Source organism: Pseudomonas sp. ADAK2 TE3594, assembly GCF_053628675.1.
Window position 1 is genome coordinate 4,318,013 of record NZ_JBRJGV010000001.1, and the last position, 19,627, is coordinate 4,337,639.

The following is a 19,627-nucleotide window of genomic DNA, read 5'->3' on the forward strand; positions in this document are numbered from 1 at the left end:
CAATAACTCGGGTTACTGGCTGGATGGTGGCGGATCGCGCCAGAAGCGCCGTTCTTGAAGCATCGTCCACGGCGGCTTGAAGCGTCCCAGTTGCAGACGAATGGCACCTTGCTCGGCGCTGTCGTAGATCGCCACACCGTGTTTTTGATACCGCGCCACGACCGTGGGATGGGGATGGCCGAAAGAATTGCCGTTGCCACGGGAGATCAGCACCGCTTTGGGTTTCAATACGCTGAGCAACGCCATCGAAGATGAACTGCGACTGCCATGGTGCGGGGCCTGCAACCAATCCGTCGGCACCGCCAATGGACCGTCGAGCAGCGCCCGCTCGGCCGCGCTATCGATATCGCCAGTCAGCAACAACCGCTCGCCATTGGCTTCGATCTGCAGCACACAGGACTTCTGATTGCTGTCGCTGGCCAACGGCCACTGCCAGAGTTGAAATTTCACGCCGTCCCAGGCCCATTGCTGACCGCTCTTGCAGCCCTCGGCGTGCAGTTCGTCTGGCAGGGCCAGATGATCGCCACTGAGTATTTGCTTCACCGGTATTCCATTGGCAATTGCTCGCGCACCGCCGGCGTGATCGGCATCGGCATGGCTGATCAGCATCAGATCGATGCCGTTCACACCCAGTTTGCGCAATGACGGCAGCACCACCCGCTCCCCCAGGTCGATATCGCCGAACCGTGGCCCGGTGTCATACAGCAAGGTGTGATGACGGGTACGCACCAGGATTGCCAAACCCTGACCGACATCCAGCTGCCAGACCTCGGCCATACCTTCAGGCAACGAGTGCCGGGGTGGAAAAACCAGTAACAGCAACATCGGCCAGCCCAACGGGCGCAACGGCACGCCTCGCGGCAGTAACAGGAGAAAGGCACCCAGCGTGCCGAGCGCCCATACCCACAACGGGACCGCCACCGGCACCCACGCGGGCAATTGCCCGGCGATCAACGCCAACCCCTTGAACAAAAGATCGATCAGACCGCCGGCCAGCCAGATCAACCCTTCGCCTACATAAGGAACGGGCAACAGCAGTGTCCCGAGCAAGGCCGGCGGCAAGACCACCAGACTGACCCAGGGCACCGCCAGTAAATTGGCCAGCGGCCCGCTGAGACTGATCGGCAACCCCAGCATCAACAGCAGCGGGCACAGACCGATCGCGATCAGCCATTGAGCGCGGGTCCAGGTTTGCCACCAGCGCCATGCCCCCAATCGGCCGCCAAACGTGAAAATCAGCACCGCGACCGCCGCAAAGGATAACCAGAAACCCGGTTGCAGACTCGCCAGCGGGTCCAGCAGTAAGACACCATCAAGCGCCAACAGCAGCGGCCACCATGCGCCAAGGTGACGAAACCGTAGTCGCCACAACAGCACCAGACCGATCATCAGGCAAGCCCGGCGCACCGGCACTTCGAAGCCGGCCAGCAGCCCATAACCAAGCGCTGCCGCAAACGCCAGTCCGCATGCCCATGGCAGCCACGGCAAGCGCTTGGGCCATAAGCCATAGCGCGCCAACCCGGCAATCAGCAGATACATCACTCCCGCCAGCAAACCGATGTGCTGCCCGGAAATCACCAACAGGTGCACGGTGCCGGTGTCTTGCAGCACCTGCCAGTCCTCACGACTCAATCCGGCGCCATCCCCCAGCACTAATGCCGTCAGCGCACCCGTTCGCCCTTGGGCATCCACGGCCTGCAAACGCTGACGGATGCCGTCACGCCAGGCCCACTGTGCTTCCATCAGTCGCTGGCCATCTTTGACGGTCCCCGTGGCGCCAATGTGCCGGGCCAGTAACCAGGCGTCGTAATCGAACGCATGCGGGTTAAGCAACCCGACAGGACGCTTCAATTTGACAGCCAGCCGCCAATACTCGCCGCTGTTGACGGGCGGCCCGCCATACCAGGCCAGGCGCAGGTGCCGGGGCAGTCTGGTGCGACGCGACTGGCTGTCTGTCAGTTCGAAACGCACTACGCCCTCGGCCTGCTGCGGTAACCCGGTCACACGACCTTCGATCCAGCGAGTCTCGCCATCGAGATTCCGCGCCAGGCGATCATTCAGCGCCCACTGCGCATTCGCCCCCCCCAAACTGAAACCGAACAGAAAAAATGCCAGGGGGAAGGTGCGAAACGGCAGCAACATCAAACCCACTACCGACAACAACAGCCACAACCCCGCCGGCGGTAATACCGGTAAAAAACGCAGGGCCAGCAGACCCAACGCCAGCGCCATCATCCCTGTGCGCATAAGCCCGTCCTTGAGAGTCCCCTCCCTAGGCTTAGCCGGTGCGCCGCACGTACGTCGTTATCAATTGTCACAAAGTCTGAATGGGCGGCTCGTAGAATCCAGACATACTTGCCGCCTGAACCGACCGAGAAGCCTTATGCCCCGGCGCTTATTCAAACGTTACATGCCAGACCCGACCAGCATCAGGGAACACAAATCCTTACGCTTTCTCGGCACCCTGCTGCATGACCCGAACCTCTGGCACCTCAATCGCCACTCCGTCGCACGGGCCATGGCTGTCGGTCTGTTTGCGGCATTCCTGCCCATCCCGTTGCAGATGCTGTTGGCGGCCATCCTTGCCATTGTGGTGCGCGGCAATATGCCGATTGCCGTCAGCCTGGTCTGGCTGACCAACCCGATCACCATGCCGGCGGTGTTCTTCTGTACTTACCAGACCGGCGCCTGGCTGATGGACGTCCCCGCCCGCAGCCTGCCGGATGAGTTGACCTGGGAATGGATCAGCGGCGAACTCTCGAGCCTGTGGCAACCGTTCTTGCTTGGTTCGGTGGTGACGGGGTTGGTGCTGGGTGCCCTCGCCTATTGCCTGGTGATGATGTATTGGCGCTGGTGGGTGAGTAGGCAGTGGAAGCGGCGTAAGCGTAGCCGGATGTAAGAATGCAAAACGGCCTCCACTTGGGAGGCCGTTTTTTTTTATACCGATGGTTTGATCGGGGACATATCCATTGCCGCGGTGACGGCGGCTCTTTGGTTGCGTACATATCCATTTCTGCGGTCACGGCGGCTATTGGTTCCGCTCTTACAGCGGGTCACTTTCGAAAAGCGCGAAAGTAACCAAAGCGCTATTGCCCCGCCATTCGGTGCCTCGCTTAGGCTCGGCATGCCCTCACTCCGGCATTGCTCCGGGGGCGGCTACCGCGGCATCCTTGCCGCGGTGCCCCCTGCGCAACGCCTGCGTTCGGCCTCTGGGAAAGGGGCGACAGATCAAGATCAAGATCAAAAGCCAAAGCAACAGCAACGGCAACGGCAACGGCAACGGCAAGATCAACAGCTTCGCGAGCAGGCTCGCTCCCACAGTTGGACTGGGTACATCCGGGGAAGACTGGTCGGCTGTCAGGCCGCCATCGCAGGCAAGCCAGCTCCCACAATTGGACTGGGTACATCCGGGGAAGATTGGTCGGCTGTCAGGCCGCCATCGCAGGCAAGCCAGCTCCCACAGGGATGATGTGCATCTGTTAGAGATTGGTCGGCTGAAAGGCCGCCATCGCAGCGATGCGGCGACCCGACAAGCCAGCTCCCACAATGGAGCGGCGTACCACGGCGCTTTTCACCACTCAACAGGCCGAGCGTTAGCTCGCCTGCAGCTTTTGATGTTGACGCACCGCCCCCTCGAGAGGCCGAGAGGAGGTTCTGCGCAGTGGGCAACCCGGCATGGATACCGGGTTAGCCGCGCACGGCCATGGATGGCCGATCGCGGCGGGCCCACGGAGCAGGACCGGAGCGAGGGCATGCCGAGCCTGGGCGAGGCACCGAACGAAAGGGGCAAAAGCGCTTTGGTTACTTTGGCGCTTTTCCAAAGTGACCCGCTGTAAAAGCGGAACCGTTAGCCGCCGTTACCGCAGCAATGGATATGTACACCATCAAAAACCACATCGCCTGACACCCAGCCTTCGCGGGCAAGCCTCGCTCCTACAAGAGCATCACCGTACGAGGCTCGCCCGCGAAGGCCGCGCCACAGTCTTGATCAGGTACGCATCCCGCGCCCACTCACCAGCAACCGCGCACAACCGATATACAGCACAACGGTCGCAATGAGCATGAAGGTGATCGCCACGCTGATCTTGATATCCGACACACCGAGGATGCCGTAACGGAAAGCGTTGACCATATGCAGCACCGGGTTGGCCAGCGACACGGTTTGCCAGAACGGTGGCAGCAAGCTGATCGAGTAGAACACCCCGCCCAGGTACGTCAACGGCGTCAGCACGAACGTCGGGATGATCGAAATATCATCGAAATTGCGCGCAAATACCGCGTTGATGAAGCCCAGCAGCGAGAAAATCGTCGCCGTCAGCACCACCACCAGAACAGTCACGCCCAAGTGATGCACCTGCAATTGAGTGAAGAACAGCGACAGCAGGGTCACGATGATCCCGACCATCAAGCCGCGCAGCACACCGCCCAGGGTGTAGCCGATCAGAATCGTATGCGGTGACACCGGCGACACCATCAACTCTTCGATCGAGCGCTGGAATTTGCTGCCAAAGAAACTCGACACCACGTTGCCATAGGAGTTGGTGATCACCGACATCATGATCAGCCCCGGCACGATGTACTCCATGTAGGTGAAGCCACCCATGTCGCCGATCTGCCGACCGATCAGATTGCCAAAGATCACGAAGTACAAAACCATGGTGATGGCTGGCGGCAGCAGGGTCTGCGGCCAGATCCGGGTGAAGCGCTTGACCTCACGGTAGACGATGGTATTGAGGGCAACGAGGTTGGGTTGCAGCTCGGAACTCATACCGCCACCTTCGACAGATTCTTCTCCACCAGGGACACGAACAACTCCTCGAGGCGATTGGTTTTGTTACGCAGGCTCAACACTTCAATGTTCTGCTGCGCCAATTGAGTAAACAGCGCGGTAATGCCCATGGCCTTGTCGACCTGGACTTCCAGGGTATGACTGTCGATCAGTTTGGCCGGGTAACCGAGCAACTGCGGTGCCACTTGCAAGGTGTTCTTCATATCCAGCAGGAAGGTTTCGACATGCAGTTGGCTGAGCAACTGCTTCATGCTGGTGTTCTCGACAATGGTGCCGTGGTCGATGATGCCGATGTTGCGGCACAACTGCTCAGCCTCTTCCAGGTAGTGGGTGGTGAGGATAATGGTGATGCCTTTTTTGTTCAGCTCGGTGAGGAAGGTCCACATCGAGCGACGCAATTCGATGTCCACCCCCGCCGTCGGTTCGTCGAGGATCAGCAGGCGCGGTTCGTGAACCAGCGCACGGGCGATCATCAGTCGGCGCTTCATGCCGCCGGACAGCGAGCGCGACGGCACATCACGCTTGTCCCACAGGCCCAGTTGGGTCAGGTACTGCTCGGCGCGTTCCTTGGCGATTTTCGCCGGGATGCCGTAGTAACCGGCCTGGGTCACGACAATGTCGAACGTCTTTTCGAACTGGTTGAAGTTGAATTCCTGGGGCACCACACCAATGGAGCGCTTGAGCTGCGCAGGATTCTTGTCCAGGTCGTGACCGAAGATATTCACCGTCCCGCTGGTCTTGTTCACCAGGGTCGAGAGAATGCCGATGGTCGTGGATTTGCCGGCGCCGTTGGGGCCGAGCAAGGCGAAAAAGTCACCTTCGGCGACGTCCAGATCGATACCACTCAAGGCCTGGAAACCGTTGCCGTAGGTTTTGGTTAGCTGCCGGATGGACAGAGCGGAACTCATATCGGATTACGCACCAAGAAGGGAAGAAAGGAATAAATAAGGGCGGGCGGCGAGCAATGCAACCGCGGCGCACGAGCGCAATGGTGCTTGTCGCCGCCACACAAGTACAGTCAAGTGTGTCGATAGTGAGTATTAAGTCAACGCGGTCATGACCGCCTTCTTATAGGCCGGACGCTGTTTCAGGCGCTCGTACCAGGCCTGCAAATGAGGCTGCGGCGCGCGCTCGATCGGCATCTCGAACCAGGCATAAATGAAACTGCCCAAGGGAATGTCGCCCATGCCGATCTCATCGCCGGACAGGTACGGTTTGGCCGCCAGCGCTTGATCGGCCATCGACAGCAAATCGTCGCACTCCTTGATCGCGGCCTTGATGGCCGGCCAGTCCTGCTGGTCTTCCGGGGTGCGCAACACGCCCCAGAACACCGTGCGGAACGGGGCGGCAAAACTTGAAGTGGTCCAGTCCATCCACTTTTCGGCAGAAGCGCGGGCCTGCAGGTCTGTCGGGTACCAGGCCGTATCGCTGGCATGACGGGCCATCAGGTAACGGACGATGGTGTTGGATTCCCACAGCACAAAACCGTCGTCTTCGATCACCGGCACGCGGCCGTTGGGATTCATCGCACGGTACTCAGGCGTGTCGACCACGCCAAAGGCGCCGCCGGCATCGATAGCTTCATAGGCCAGGCCCAGTTCTTCGGCCGCCCACAACGGCTTCCTGACATTCGACGAATTTTTCCGACCCCAGATCTTCAGCATGACCGCCCCTTTTTGGATGAATGCGCAGGCAGCATACGCCGGATCAGACGCGACTCAAATCGCTCTGCATATCACCCAGCAGCACCGGCAATTGCTCGCCGAACAGATGCGGATAGCACTTTTCCAGGTGTTCGAAAAAGAACGCTTCCGGCACATCGGTGAACTGGCCGTGATCGATCAGATATTCCATCAACTGCTCGCCGTCACGGTTGAAGGGGTGGAACACGCTGTCGTTGATCCCGTCGAACTCCAGCGGCGCGACATTGAACAGTTCACAGAGTTGTTGATTGAACGCTGGGGTGGCTTTGACCCAACGATCGTTCAGATATAACTCGGTGTAGCCGTGCATGGCGAACACATCGCTTTTGAGCAATTCAAGCAGACGTGGCGTCGACAGATGATTGCGTACATCTGCCAGACCGATACGCGCCGGGATCCCGCAATGCCGGGCTGCACCGGCAAGCAGCGTGGCCTTGGGCACACAATAACTCTCCCCTGCCGCCAGCGCATAGCTGCCGCGCAAGGTCTCTGGATCGCGACTGAAGGTGTAAGGGTTGTAGCGCACGGCCTCACGCACCGCGTAATAGAGATTGATTGCCTGTTCGAGCGGATCGCGCCCGCCGCCACGATGTTTTTCGGCGAACGCCACCACCGAGGGATGGTCACTGTCGATGAAGCGGCCGGGGCTCAGATACGCATGCATGGCAACAATCTCCTGGGGGAAGCCACGAGTCTAGCGACAGCTTCAGCACAGAGATAACGACGTTTCGGCCAAATGTCAGCGCTTGCGGCCCTATTTACGCAAGCGTTAAACCGTCCGCCCTCGAAATAACTGACGAATTTCAGTCGTTGTTTCCTACACGCTCAGACTCATGCGCTGACCACCCACTTTTATGGATGCCGTCTAAGCTCTGAAAGTGGTTTTGCCTCTGGCTTCATGGAGAATTGAATATGTTGCTGTTGTGGATACTGGTTCTGGTGGTCGGGATTGCCTACCTCGCACATCGCCGCACTGCGCCTCTGCCCGCCTTGGGCATCATCGCTGTCTATCTGCTGGCGATGGGCATATTCAGACATGCGAGCCATGCGCCCGTCTGGCTTATGCTGATTTTCTGGGTGATGCTCGCAGCCGTGGCCGCTTTCCTGTTGCTGCCAGACCTGCGCCGAAAACTCTTCACGGCGCCAATATTCGGCTGGTTTCAAAAAAACCTGCCGCCGATGTCGCAAACCGAACGTGAAGCCATTGAAGCTGGCACGGTCTGGTGGGACGGCGAGTTGTTCAACGGCCGCCCGGACTGGAACAAGCTGCTGGCCTATCCAAAAGCGCAGCTGAGCGAAGAGGAACAAGCGTTCATCGATGGCCCGACCGAAGAGCTCTGCGCCATGGTCAGCGATTGGCAAATCGGCCAGTTGCTGGATCTGCCGCCCAAGGCTTGGGATCACATTAAACAACATGGCTTTTTTGCCCTGATCATTCCCAAGGAATACGGTGGCAAAGGCTTCTCGGCTTATGCGCACTCCCAGGTGGCGATGAAACTGGCCACCCGCAGCGGCGACCTGGCCTCGACCGTCATGGTGCCCAACTCCCTCGGCCCGGCGGAGCTGCTGCTGCATTACGGCACCGACGAACAACGCAATCATTACCTGCCACGGCTGGCCCGTGGCGACGATATCCCCTGCTTTGCCCTGACGGGTCCGATGGCGGGCTCCAACGTCGGCGGGATGACCGACACCGGGGTGATCTGCAAAGGTGAATGGGAAGGCAAGGAAACCCTCGGCCTGCGTCTGAACTGGGAAAAACGCTACATCACCCTCGGCCCGGTGGCGACCTTGATCGGCCTGGCGTTCAAGGCTTATGACCCGGATCATCTACTGGGCGACAAAGTCGACCTGGGGATCAGCCTCGCCTTGATTCCAACCCAGACCCCCGGTGTAGAAATCGGTCGGCGTCACCTGCCGCTGGGCGCCTCATTCATGAACGGCCCGAACTCCGGCAAGGATGTATTCGTACCGCTGGAATTCATCATTGGCGGTCAGGAGATGCTCGGCGAGGGCTGGATGATGCTGATGAACTGCCTGTCGGTCGGGCGTTCCATTTCGCTGCCTGCCATCGGTACCGCTGCGGGCAAGTTCACCAGTCTGGTGACGGGCCAATACGCGCAGGTTCGCGAACAATTCAACGCACCACTGTCAGCCTTCGAAGGGATTCAGGAAGCACTGGCGCGGATCGGCGGCAGTACCTGGCTGATGGACAGCGCACGGATGCTCACCGCCAACGCGGTCGATCTCGGCGAAAAACCGTCGGTACCTTCGGCCATTATCAAATACCACCTCTCCGAACGCGGTCGCGAATGCATCAGCCACGCCATGGATGTTCACGGCGGCAGGGCCATCATCATGGGCCCGAACAACTACCTGGCGCGTAGCTGGCAAGGTGCGCCCATTTCCGTCACGGTCGAAGGTGCGAACATCCTCACACGCAACTTGATGATCTTCGGCCAGGGCGCTATTCGCTGCCATCCGTTCGTGCTCAAGGAAATGGCCCTCGCCCACCGCGAAGACAAACCACAGGCACTGATCGAGTTCGACGCACTGCTGCTCGACCACATTGGTTTTGCCGTGAGCAACGCCGCCAGCACTCTGGTACTGAACCTCGGCCTCGGGCATTTCGAACACGTGCCCGGGGACAAGCTCAGCCAAGGCTATTTCCGCGCCCTCAACCGTCAAGCCGCGGCCTTTGCGCTGCTTGCAGACCTGAGCATGATGCTGCTGGGCGGCGAACTGAAACGCCGCGAACGGCTGTCCGCACGTCTGGGCGATGTACTCAGCTACCTGTATCTGGCCTCCGGCGCACTCAAGCGTTATCACGATCTCGATTCGCCGGAGCATATGCGTCCGCTATTCGCCTGGGCCATGGAAGAGAGCCTCGGCCAGTCCGAACGTGCGCTGGACGAACTGCTGACCAACTTCCCGAACAAGGTACTCGGATGCCTGCTGCGGGTGATGGTGTTCCCGTTCGGTCGTCGCCACAGAGGCCCGTCGGACAGGCTGGCAGCCGAAGTTGCAGCCGTCACCGGCCGTGCCAAGGGCGATCCAACCCTTGAGGAGTTACTGGGGGGCTGCTATCGCCCGCAATCGCCCGAGGATTCGGTCGGCGCCCTGCAGCACGCCTGCGACTTGTTGAACGCTGCCAAGCCGCTACAGAAAAAACTCAATACGGCGCTGAGAAGTCGCCAGGTCAAACCCACTGTCGGAGAATCGGCCATCGATGCAGCCCTGGAGACTGGCGTCTTGCAACCGCTTGAAGCCCAGACCTTGCGCGAGGCAGAAGTGGCGCGACGCAAGGTGATCGATGTCGATGATTTCGATCCAAAGGAGTTGGTATTGGCCAAAGGCAAGGTCCGCTGATCCGGCGGACCCTGTGTCTTGCATGGGGCTCTTTAATATGTGAAAAGGGGCGCGGGAGCTTTATACTCCCGCGCCCGTTTTGTTCTTGAGGACTTATCTCGTGTCCAACGTCGTTGCCGATCATCTCGTCTTGCTCGACCACCTGCGCAGCATCCTGGTCGCCGTAGGTGAGGCCGAACAGGTTCCCGAAGAAAGCCATGCCTTGTTCCTGGAGCGCTTCGACGAACTGCTGGCATCACTGCCGATCGAACCGATCGAAAGCCAGTACCTGGGCCAGGACATCCTGACGCAGGTCATTTCCCGTTATCCGCAAATCGCCCACCTGATTCCACGGGACCTGCTGTGGTACTTCGCCGGCGACTGCCTGCACTACCTGTCCGACGAAGAAATCGACCTGTACCAGGCCCTTGAAGAGCGTCGCTTCGAAGCCGAACAGAATGACGAACCGTTCGACTGGAATCAGGAAAAACAGCTGCTGGCGATGTCGAACCAGGACAGCAAGCACTGATCCCACTGTCAGCAAATGCAAAGGCCCGCATGGTTATTCATGCGGGCCTTTTTTTTGTGGCATTGCCGAGTGATGTGGTGGTTCGAAGTCAGTCTTCGCGGGCAAGTCGGATCGCCGCACCGCTCGCTCCTACAGGTTGGTGTCATACGTAATGGCGCGCGACATAAACCTGTAGGAGCGAGGCTTGCCCGCGAAGAGGCCCTTCAGAGCAACCCATCACTCTCTGGCAACTCATACTCCACCGCGACCTTGCCCAACGCACCCGGCTTGCCCGGCCGGCTCAAGGTCGGCTCTTTCTCCAGGCATTCCACCAGATAGTCGATAAACACCCGTAACTTGGGCGGTAGATAGCGGGTTGGCGAATGCAGCAGCCAGGCGCCTCCGTGGTAGGACGCCAGAAAAGTCCAGTCCGGCAGAACCTGCACGATCAGCCCTTGTTCCAGCGCATAACGGGCGGTGAAGTACGGCAGGCTGCCGATTCCAATGTGTTGCAATACCGCGCCCAGTCGCACGCCCGTGTGATTGGCGGCATAACGTCCGCGCACGCCGACAGTCACGGCTTTGCTGCCTTTCTTGAATTTCCAGCGAGCATCGCTCGGGGTTTCGCCCAGATAGATGCAGCTGTGGTTGAGCAAATCATGGGGATGAGTCGGGGTGCCGTGCTCAGCCAGGTACTGCGGCGTTGCGCAGAGCAAATGATCAATGGTCAGCAGCTGGCGCCCCACCAGCCCTGCGGGTGGGCGGTCGGTAATACGGATCGCCAGATCGACGTTGTCGTCGATCAAGTCCACCTGACGGTCCTCAAGCAACAACTCCACATTCACTTTGGGATAGCGCCGCAGAAATTCCGGCATATGCGGATGAATCACGAATCGCCCGACGGCCTTGGGCACGCTGACGCGCACCAGCCCTTCCGCTTCATGGGTGAACTGACCGCTGATTTCCATCACCGACTTCGCCGCGCTGACCATCTCCTGGCAGCGCTTGAACACCTCTTCGCCACCGTCACTCAGGCGCAGCTTGCGCGTGGTTCGTTGCAGCAGCCGCGTGGCGAGTGCCTTCTCCAGCCGCGAAATGCTGCGACTTACCGCCGAGGGAGAAGAGCCTAATTGGCGTGCCGCTTCGGAGAAACTGCCGGTCTCGACAACCTTGACGAAAATCGCCATTTCACCGAGCAGCGGCAGGGGAAGATTTATGCTCACAGCGCAACAGTCCTTTGATGATTGAACGGATTATCACGCAATTCCACGGTTCATATAATAAAAAAAGAAACTTTAATAAGGGCATGGAATATGACGCTTCGCCTCTTTTTCCATAGTGATGACCTCAAGGCCAATGTGGAAGTCCTGGATTGCACGCCCTACGAGAACGAATTCGCAGTAGTGCTGCGCGCCACACTGTTTCATCCCCAAGGCGGCGGGCAACCCTGGGATACCGGCTGGATCGGCGAAAGCCAGGTGCTGCGCGTGATTCAGGATCCGGACCGGATCATCCATTTTGTCGACCACCCGGTAAAACTCGGCATGACCCAGATTCGGGTCGACGAGCAACGCCGCCGGTTCAACACGCGCATGCATTCGGCGGGGCACTTGATTGGCCACTTCGTCCAGGCGATGGGCTGGATGCCGATCAAGGCTCATCACTGGCCGGATGAAGGACGTGTCCAGTTCAAGCCGGCTGATAGCGCGCAGGAGGTCGATGCGCAGACGATTCAGTACGGCATCAAGCAATGGATCGCCCATGACCTGCCGCGCCTGACGTCGTTGCGCGAAGGCGCCCGGGAAATCGGTTTCGGTGAACTGCCCGCCTACGGTTGCGGCGGCACCCATGTACGGAGCCTGAAGGATTTGGGCACGGTCACGATCGCTTCCCTTTCACAGAAAAAGGGAACGTTGTCAGTCCACTACAGCGTGGATTGAACATTTGGGCGATGTCGGCCCCGTCATCGCCTGACGCCGGGGGAGCCTGCATTCGCGAGCTCTGTTGACTATCGATAGATGGACCTAAAAACATGATGCTTGACGTCGAGCGTCTCGATGAGACGTGCATACAAAAACTGGCCAACGAAGAAGTCCTCGCCATTCGCGTCAAAGGCTTGTTGCCTCGGCCGTTGGCGATCCAGATCGGCGACAAGATCCTCGCCCCCGGCTTCGAAGGCTACATCAACGCGCCGAGCATCGGCCGCATTGGCATGGCGTTTTATGAAGCGGAAAACCAGCCGCTGCTGATCGAGGATTACTTCGAGCGCGCCACCAGCAATATCGCCGAACTGCGCAGCCGTTGTGCGCCCTACTCCTCTCCCGTCGACACGTTGCGCTGCATGCTCGACGAGTCTTGGCCGGCGGGGGCGCATCTGGAAAATCTCTATGGCCGCAAGATGTATGTGGGGCTATCCCGGGTCGTCAAGCCTGGAGTGTGTTTCCTCGCCCATCACGACATTTTCGCCAAGGATGCCCCGGACAGCTTCCAGGCCAAAAGCCTGGAAGCGCAGTTCGCCTGCAATGTTTACCTGAACATGCCGACCGAGGGCGGCGCATTGCAGATGTGGGACCACGACATTTCTGCGGACCAGTTCGACGAAATGCGTGGCGACAGTTACGGCATCGACCCGGCTTTGCTCGGCCCTCCAACCCTGGAGATTCGTCCTGAGCCGGGTGATTTCATCATGTTCAATTCGCGCTGCATGCACTCGGTGACCCCGGGTGTGGACGATCCGCGATTGAGCCTTTCGTTCTTTGTCGGCTATCGCGGCAATGCTTCACCCCTGACTTTCTGGAGCTGAGATGTTTTCGAATTACCTGGGCGAGTTTCTGGCGCTGGCAACGATCCACTTTCTGGCCGTGGTCGCCCCCGGACCGGACTTCGCCGTGACCATCCGCCAAAGCGTGCGTTTCGGCCGCTTAGTGGGGATTTGCACCGCGCTGGGTATCGGCGCGGGCATTTCCGTGCATGTGCTTTACACCTTGCTCGGCGTCGGCGCGCTGATGCACACCACGCCCTGGTTATTGACGGTGGCCAAGGTCGTGGGGGGGGCCTATATTTTGTACCTCGGCGTGAGCCTGATACGCAGCAAACCCAAATCGGCAATTGAAGGCGACAAGAGCGCAGAGGCGTCAGCTGAACGACAGACCTTGTTCAAGGCCTTCAGCACGGGGTTTCTGACCAACGCCACCAACCCCAAGGCCACGCTGTTTTTCCTGGCGATCTTCACGACCATCATCAGCGCCACGACGCCGCTGCAGATTCAGGCGCTGTACGGGCTGTGGATGTGTTTCGTGAATGCCTTGTGGTTCGTGATCGTGGCGCTGTTTTTTTCCAGCGCCCGGGTGCGGTTGCTGTTCATGCGCATGGGGCACTGGTTCGAACGAACCATGGGGGTAATCCTGATTCTGTTCGCTGGCCGATTGATTCTGTCGATGTAAAACAAACGGCCCGCCAGTCTGGCTGGCGGGCCGTCGATATCATTTCTTGTTCGATAACCGAGACACTTACCAAAGCGCCAGGGTATAGCTGATGATCAAGCGATTCTCATCCAGGTCATTGCCAAAGTTCGAACGCACCGACGCGTTGCGCCATTTAAAGCCCAGGCCTTTCAACGTACCGTCCTGCACCACGTAAGCGATATCGGTGTCGCGCTCCCACTCCTTGCCTTCACCCGCAGCGCTGCGCTGCACGTTATCGCCCGAGATGTAGCGGGTCATAAAGCTCAACCCCGGTACACCCAATGCGGCGAAGTTATAGTCATAGCGCGTTTGCCAGGAGTGTTCGTCAACGTTGGCAAAGTCACCGATCTGCACGAAGTTGACCAGGTACGGATCGCTGCGTCCGATGTACGGAAACGGATCATCGCCGCTCATGCGCTGATAGCCGAAGCCCAGTGCGTGGCCGCCGAGGCTGTAGGTAAACATCGCACCGAAAGCCTGGTTATCGAGGTCACGGAAGTTGCCATCTTCGATGCTGCGCGCATAGCGCACGTCGCTCTTGAGCGACTGGCCGGCCCCCAGATCCAGCAGGTGGACCAATCCGAGGTAGTTTTGCTGGTAGATATTTTCCAGCTTGCCGTAGCGGTACTGCGCTGTCAGGTTCGGCAGGAATTGATAGTCAGCCCCGGCGAACTGGAACTTGTCGCTTTGCCCGCCGATGCGATTGGCAGTCATGTCCTGATAGTCAGTGGAGTCGACAAAGTTGATCTGCGTGAGTTGACCGGCGGTGAGCTTCAAACGGTCGATTTCCTGAACATTCACCAGTGCGCCCTTGAATGTTCCGGGTAACAGGCGAGTGTCGTTGGAGTTCACCACCGGATCCTTGATCTGCAACGTCCCCAGCTTCAGGGTGCTCTTGGATAAACGCACTTTGGCGGTCAGGCCCAACTCGCCATAGCGATCCTGTGAGCCGCCCGACGAATCCGGCGGCAACAGATTGGTGCCCGCCGTGCCGCCGCCGGAGTCCAGTTTAAAACCGGCCATGCCCAGCGCATCCAGACCAAACCCCAGCGTGCCAGCGGTATACCCGGACTCCATCCGCAACAGAAAACCCTGTGCCCATTCCTCGGCTTTGTCTCGCGAGCCGTCCTGGCGGAAATCACGATTGAAGTAAAAGTTGCGGGCTTCCAGGCTGCCTTTACTGTCGGTAATGAAATCCGCCTGAGCGGGCGGTGCGCCGAGCACACTCAAACCGAGCAATGTGCCGACCGGGATGTACAAGCGTTGGGTGGAAAGCGAATAGTGCATGCCGTGCTCCTGTTACGGACGCGAGCGAGCCCTCTCGGGGGCGTTACGATCGCGACCGATATTTGTCGATTAGCAATGGATCAGCGACGTCTGGGCACAATGGCCCAGACGTGTCGGGGTTCAGGATTCGAGTTGGCGACCGCGGGTTTCCGGCAGGCTTAACGCGGCCAGAATCACCACGCCGTAGGCACCGGCAGCGAAGATTCCGATCCCCGTCCCAATCGGCAACGTTTCGCTCAGCGCACCGATGAACAACGGAAACAGCGCCGCAATGGAACGCCCGGCGTTGTAGCAAAAGCCCTGGCCCGAACCGCGCATGCGGGTCGGAAACAACTCGGTCAGAAAAGCGCCCATGCCGGCAAAAATGCCCGAGGCGAAAAACCCCAACGGAAAGCCCAGCCAGAGCATCCAGGTGTTGTCGATGGGCAGTTGGGTGTAGGCCAGAACAATCGCCATGGAACCGACGGCAAACAGGATGAAGTTCTTCTTCCGGCCGATGGCATCGGTCAGCAATGCACTGGTTACATAGCCGATGTAGGAGCCGACGATCACCATCGCCAGATAGCCGCCAGTGCCGAGCACGCTCAGGCCGCGCTCGGTTTTCAGGTAGGTCGGCAACCACGTGGTGATCGCGTAATAACCCCCCAGCGCGCCAGTGGTCAGCAACGAAGCGCGCAAGGTGGTACTGAGCATCCGAGGCGCGAAAATTTCGAAGAAGGCCCAACGCGAATCCTTTTCAGGCTTGGCCTTGCGCTCAATACAGGCCTGCTCGAAGGTGTCCGACTCCTTGACCAGTCGGCGGATCACCAAGACGAAGAGCGCAGGCACCAACCCGATCATGAACAGCGCCCGCCAGGCCTCTTCCGGTGGCAGAAAGCTGAATAATCCGGCGTAGAGCAATGCCGTAAGCCCCCACCCCAGCGCCCATCCGGCCTGCACCATGCCCACTGCCTTGCCGCGATCCTTGGAGCGAATCACCTCGCCAATCAGCACCGCACCCGCGGTCCATTCACCGCCGAAGCCAAAGCCCATCAAAGTCCGGGCCACCAGCAGTTGCTCGTAGTTCTGTGCCAGCCCGCAGAGGAAAGTGAAGAAGGCGAACCACAGCACCGTCAGTTGCAAGGTGCGCACCCGACCGATGCGGTCGGACAGTATTCCGGCGATCCAGCCACCCGCCGCCGAGGCCAGCAGCGTACAAGTGCCAATCATCCCGGCATCGCCCTTGGAGATGCCCCAGGTTGCGATCAGGGTCGGAATGACGAAACTCAGCATCTGTGTGTCCATGCCATCCAGGGCATAGCCGATCTTGCAACTCCAGAAGGTACGCTTTTCATTTTTCGACAGGGGGCCGTACCAACTGAACGGGCCGGTGCGGCCCGAACCTGAAAGCACGTGGTCAGTCATGGTCTTTTCCATGGGAGTTCCTGCGGCAGCAAGCGAAGATGACGGACACGCCTCATTATTTTTTTGTGAAGGCGTTGTCGTGGGGAACGGACGCAGTGACCTGCGTCGTGGAGCAGATTCTTCGTGCCGATGCCAAGCAGCGTCAAACGGGAAAAGTACGAGGCTACGCATAAGAAAATTTGATACCCCCGGCGACGAACTCTGGAGTAACAATTGCAATGCGTCGAACACTTATCCCTGTGGGAAAACCGCCATGAACCTCAAATTCCTCGAAACCTTTGTCTGGGTCGCCCGCCTGCAAAGCTTCAGCCTCACCGCCGAGAAAATGTTCAGCACTCAGGCCGCTATCTCCAGCCGGATTGCCTCGCTGGAAGAAGAGTTGGGCCTGCGTTTGTTCGTGCGCGATTCGCGCGGCGTGTCGCTGACGCTCGAAGGTCTCAAGGTGCTCGACTACGCCGAGCAGATGCTCGAGGTTCAGCGAGCGTTGAAACACTCACTGGATAACACCAACCCGCAACAGGGCCTGGTGCGCATCGGTGTGATGGATACGGTGATCCACACCTGGCTCAGCCCGTTGATGTCGACCTTGATGCAGACTTTCCCCGCCGTGGAAATCGAGATCACGGCCGACGCCGCACGCAATCTGTGCGAGCAGTTGCAAAAGGGCTATCTGGACATCGTGTTCCAGACGGACCTGATCCGCCACGAAAGTGTGCGCAACCTCGAACTGGCGCACTACCCCATGCACTGGATCGCCGCCAGCAATTCAATCTATGCCCGCCCCTATGCCTCACTGGCCGAAATGGCCAGCGAGCGCATCATCACTTTCGTCAAAAACTCCCGGCCGCATCAGGATGTACTCAACCTGCTGCACGCCCACGGCATCAGTACGCCACGCGTCAGTTGCGTCAACTCGGTGTCGGCCATGACCCGGCTGATTCGTGACGGTTTCGGTATTGGCGCCTTGCCGGCCGCGCTGGTGGCCAAACCTTTGGCCAGCGGCGAGTTGATTCAGCTGGAACCGGGCACTCGCTTGCCGCAACTGGATGTCGTGGCTTCGTGGCGCGCCGGCGTCGGCCTGGAGTTGATCGAGAGCATCGTCGACATGAGCCGCCAGGTAGTCTCCCAATACGCTGCGGATGTCGGCCCGCTTCGAATGGTTCCGGCACCCGGTCTCAACAGCCGACGGTCCCTTGAATAACTTTTAGTTGTCGGGGGGTAACAACATTCCTGGTTGGACGGCATCGTCATGGTTTTCTAAAAAGGCTCATCGAACCTGAAGAGATGCCGTGATGAGCCAACCCACCCTGTCTTTCGAACAACTGAGGCACAGCGTTCCACTGGCCCTGCGCCAATGCATCGCTGCCGGACAATATCAGGGCCACACCAGCGGCCTGGCCCAAGGTCGGGTGCAAGCCAATATCGTGATTCTGCCCAATGATTGGGCTAACGAGTTTCTGCGGTATTGCACGCTCAATCGTCAGGCTTGCCCGGTGCTCGACGTTACCGAACCGGGTGATCCGTATTTTCGCAACCTCGGCGCAGCCATTGATATCCGCCACGAGGTGTCCCGATACCGGGTCTATCGCCATGGCGAACTGAGCGAAGAACCGGCGGATATCGGACATTTGTGGCAGGACGATCTGGTGGCCTTCGCCATCGGTTGCTCGTTCTCCTTCGAACAACCGCTGCTGGATGCCGGCATCGCCCTCAGGCACATCGATCTGGGGCGCAATGTTGCCATGTACCGGACGAACATAGACACTCGCCCTACCGCTCGCCTGAGCGGCAAGCTGGTGGTGAGCATGCGCCCGATGAAGGCCGCCGCGGCGATCCAGGCGATCCAGATCACCGCACGCATGCCCAACGTCCACGGCGCGCCCGTGCACATCGGTGATCCGGCGCTGATCGGCATCGATTCACTAAGCAGCCCGGACTACGGCGATGCCGTGCCAGTCGAAGCCGACGAAATCCCGGTGTTCTGGGCCTGCGGTGTGACCCCGCAATCGGTGGTGCAAACTTCACGTCCACCGCTGTGCATTACCCATGCTCCCGGCTGCATGCTGGTAACGGATGTGTGGAATAGCGCTTTGTAAATGAGGGCGGGCTCGCGTGGAATAGTAACGTGAGCCTCGGATAAGGATGTTCTCAACCTGATAGGGATGCGACGGACAAACAATGAACACTGCTCAACAATCGATTCGACAGTACATAAAAGCCAAGGACAGTAATCGCCCACATTTGTTGCGCCAGGCCTTTGCGCCAGACGCGATACTGGACATGGTCGTGCACACCGGCTCTATCTCGTTTCCACCCCACGTTGAAGGCCTCGGATCTATCGGCGATGTGCTCGTCAGGCGATTCGGCCAGACTTTCGAAAACGTCTATACCTTTTGCTTGGGACTCCCACCTGAACCGCAGGCCAAAACATTCCAGTGCAAATGGCTGGTCGGCATGTCCGACAAGAGTTGCGGCGAAGCCCGAGTCGGTTGCGGTCTGTATGAGTGGCAGTTCAGCCCCGAGTCGGGGCTTGTCGAGAGGCTCACTATCACCATTGAGCACATGAAAACCCTGCCAGCGACTGATCTGCACTGCATCATGGAGTGGGTATCGCATCTGGATTACCCATGGTGCAGTTCGCAAACGTTAGTGAACGATGCTCCTGACATAGACACGCTTGAAGAGGTGATCCAGTACCTTACGGCCAATACTCCAACCTGAACTTCGCAGGTGTAGAACTACACAATCTGTCGTATTCAGCTTCCTTGTCATATCCCGCCAGATGCCATTGTTACGATTGGTCAGCATTCGAAAAGTACAAACCGGCACGCCTGAGAACGCCACTCAATGAGTGGCGTTCTTGTGAAATATACAGCGCAAAACCCAAAGAAAAACTCGCGGGACCGTGAAGCCCCCCTTATTCCATCAGCATCCAGCGCAATACCAATGATTGCGTGGCCTGACCGTGGTTTTCAGAAAAAAACCAGTATCTGTATCGAAAGTTTTCGTTCAAAGCGTGGCGCTTTGCCTTGGTTGAACTACCTTTCAAACAAGAAGAAGACATAACGGTTTGAAATTGCACGTTAGGTTCAGCGATCAGATAGCGAAATGGCAAAAGGAGTTA

At 58.8% G+C, this 19,627-nt stretch carries 17 protein-coding genes; 9 read left to right on the plus strand and 8 right to left on the minus strand.

Annotated elements, in window-relative coordinates:
- Positions 1–12: 12 nt before the first annotated feature.
- Entirely contained in the window at positions 13–2,247 is a 2,235-nt protein-coding gene (locus AB7M22_RS19155; RefSeq protein ID WP_454187451.1) for a DNA internalization-related competence protein ComEC/Rec2, read from the minus strand.
- Positions 2,248–2,383: 136 nt separating this feature from the next.
- Between AB7M22_RS19155 and AB7M22_RS19160 the strand changes: the two genes are divergently transcribed.
- Positions 2,384–2,899 (plus strand): DUF2062 domain-containing protein, encoded by a 516-nt coding sequence (locus AB7M22_RS19160; RefSeq protein ID WP_192343982.1) that lies wholly within the window; start codon positions 2,384–2,386, stop codon positions 2,897–2,899.
- A 1,089-nt stretch (positions 2,900–3,988) separates the two neighbouring features.
- Here AB7M22_RS19160 and AB7M22_RS19165 read toward each other — a convergent pair.
- From AB7M22_RS19165 to AB7M22_RS19180, 4 genes are all read right to left on the minus strand, one after another.
- Positions 3,989–4,768, minus strand: a complete 780-nt coding sequence (locus AB7M22_RS19165; protein WP_007905224.1) for an ABC transporter permease — start codon at positions 4,766–4,768, stop codon at positions 3,989–3,991.
- Complete coding sequence (locus AB7M22_RS19170; RefSeq protein ID WP_454187452.1) at positions 4,765–5,697, minus strand: ABC transporter ATP-binding protein; 933 nt, start codon at positions 5,695–5,697, stop codon at positions 4,765–4,767. Before AB7M22_RS19170 ends, AB7M22_RS19165 begins: the two co-directional genes overlap by 4 nt.
- Positions 5,698–5,829: 132 nt before the next feature.
- A complete protein-coding gene (locus tag AB7M22_RS19175; RefSeq protein WP_454187453.1) occupies positions 5,830–6,453 on the minus strand; it encodes a glutathione S-transferase family protein in 624 nt (207 codons plus the stop codon).
- A gap of 43 nt (positions 6,454–6,496) precedes the next feature.
- Positions 6,497–7,156: a transglutaminase-like domain-containing protein gene (locus AB7M22_RS19180; protein WP_454187454.1), complete on the minus strand. Its 660-nt coding sequence runs from the start codon at positions 7,154–7,156 to the stop codon at positions 6,497–6,499.
- 248 nt (positions 7,157–7,404) lie between these two features.
- Between AB7M22_RS19180 and AB7M22_RS19185 the strand changes: the two genes are divergently transcribed.
- Positions 7,405–9,861, plus strand: a complete 2,457-nt coding sequence (locus tag AB7M22_RS19185) for an acyl-CoA dehydrogenase (RefSeq protein ID WP_454187455.1) — start codon at positions 7,405–7,407, stop codon at positions 9,859–9,861.
- Between the two features lie 100 nt (positions 9,862–9,961).
- On the plus strand, positions 9,962–10,369 hold the full coding sequence (locus AB7M22_RS19190; protein WP_008012462.1) for a PA2817 family protein: 408 nt from the start codon (positions 9,962–9,964) through the stop codon (positions 10,367–10,369).
- A 203-nt stretch (positions 10,370–10,572) separates the two neighbouring features.
- Here AB7M22_RS19190 and AB7M22_RS19195 read toward each other — a convergent pair whose 3' ends face one another.
- On the minus strand, positions 10,573–11,571 hold the full coding sequence (locus tag AB7M22_RS19195) for a LysR family transcriptional regulator (RefSeq protein WP_454187456.1): 999 nt from the start codon (positions 11,569–11,571) through the stop codon (positions 10,573–10,575).
- A 90-nt stretch (positions 11,572–11,661) separates the two neighbouring features.
- Here AB7M22_RS19195 and AB7M22_RS19200 point away from each other — a divergent pair, with 90 nt between their 5' ends.
- The 3 genes from AB7M22_RS19200 (at position 11,662) to AB7M22_RS19210 (ending at position 13,791) form a co-directional block, all read left to right on the plus strand.
- Positions 11,662–12,288, plus strand: a complete 627-nt coding sequence (locus AB7M22_RS19200) for an alanyl-tRNA editing protein (RefSeq protein ID WP_454187457.1) — start codon at positions 11,662–11,664, stop codon at positions 12,286–12,288.
- A 92-nt stretch (positions 12,289–12,380) separates the two neighbouring features.
- Complete coding sequence (locus AB7M22_RS19205) at positions 12,381–13,151, plus strand: 2OG-Fe(II) oxygenase (protein WP_454187458.1); 771 nt, start codon at positions 12,381–12,383, stop codon at positions 13,149–13,151.
- A 1-nt stretch (position 13,152) separates the two neighbouring features.
- Complete coding sequence (locus AB7M22_RS19210; protein ID WP_454187459.1) at positions 13,153–13,791, plus strand: LysE family translocator; 639 nt, start codon at positions 13,153–13,155, stop codon at positions 13,789–13,791.
- A 66-nt stretch (positions 13,792–13,857) separates the two neighbouring features.
- On the opposite strand, the gene AB7M22_RS19215 is transcribed toward AB7M22_RS19210, so the two are convergent.
- A complete protein-coding gene (locus tag AB7M22_RS19215; RefSeq protein WP_454187460.1) occupies positions 13,858–15,099 on the minus strand; it encodes an OprD family porin in 1,242 nt (413 codons plus the stop codon).
- A gap of 120 nt (positions 15,100–15,219) precedes the next feature.
- Positions 15,220–16,503, minus strand: a complete 1,284-nt coding sequence (locus AB7M22_RS19220) for an MFS transporter (RefSeq protein WP_185022051.1) — start codon at positions 16,501–16,503, stop codon at positions 15,220–15,222.
- A gap of 253 nt (positions 16,504–16,756) precedes the next feature.
- Here AB7M22_RS19220 and AB7M22_RS19225 point away from each other — a divergent pair, with 253 nt between their 5' ends.
- The 3 genes from AB7M22_RS19225 (at position 16,757) to AB7M22_RS19235 (ending at position 19,224) form a co-directional block, all read left to right on the plus strand.
- Entirely contained in the window at positions 16,757–17,704 is a 948-nt protein-coding gene (locus AB7M22_RS19225) for a LysR family transcriptional regulator (RefSeq protein ID WP_007905195.1), read from the plus strand.
- A 91-nt stretch (positions 17,705–17,795) separates the two neighbouring features.
- Positions 17,796–18,599 (plus strand): putative hydro-lyase, encoded by an 804-nt coding sequence (locus AB7M22_RS19230; protein WP_454187461.1) that lies wholly within the window; start codon positions 17,796–17,798, stop codon positions 18,597–18,599.
- Positions 18,600–18,681: 82 nt separating this feature from the next.
- Positions 18,682–19,224 carry a hypothetical protein gene (locus AB7M22_RS19235; RefSeq protein WP_454187462.1) on the plus strand — a complete coding sequence of 181 codons (543 nt, stop codon included), beginning with the start codon at positions 18,682–18,684 and terminating at the stop codon, positions 19,222–19,224.
- The last annotated feature ends 403 nt before the right edge of the window (positions 19,225–19,627 follow it).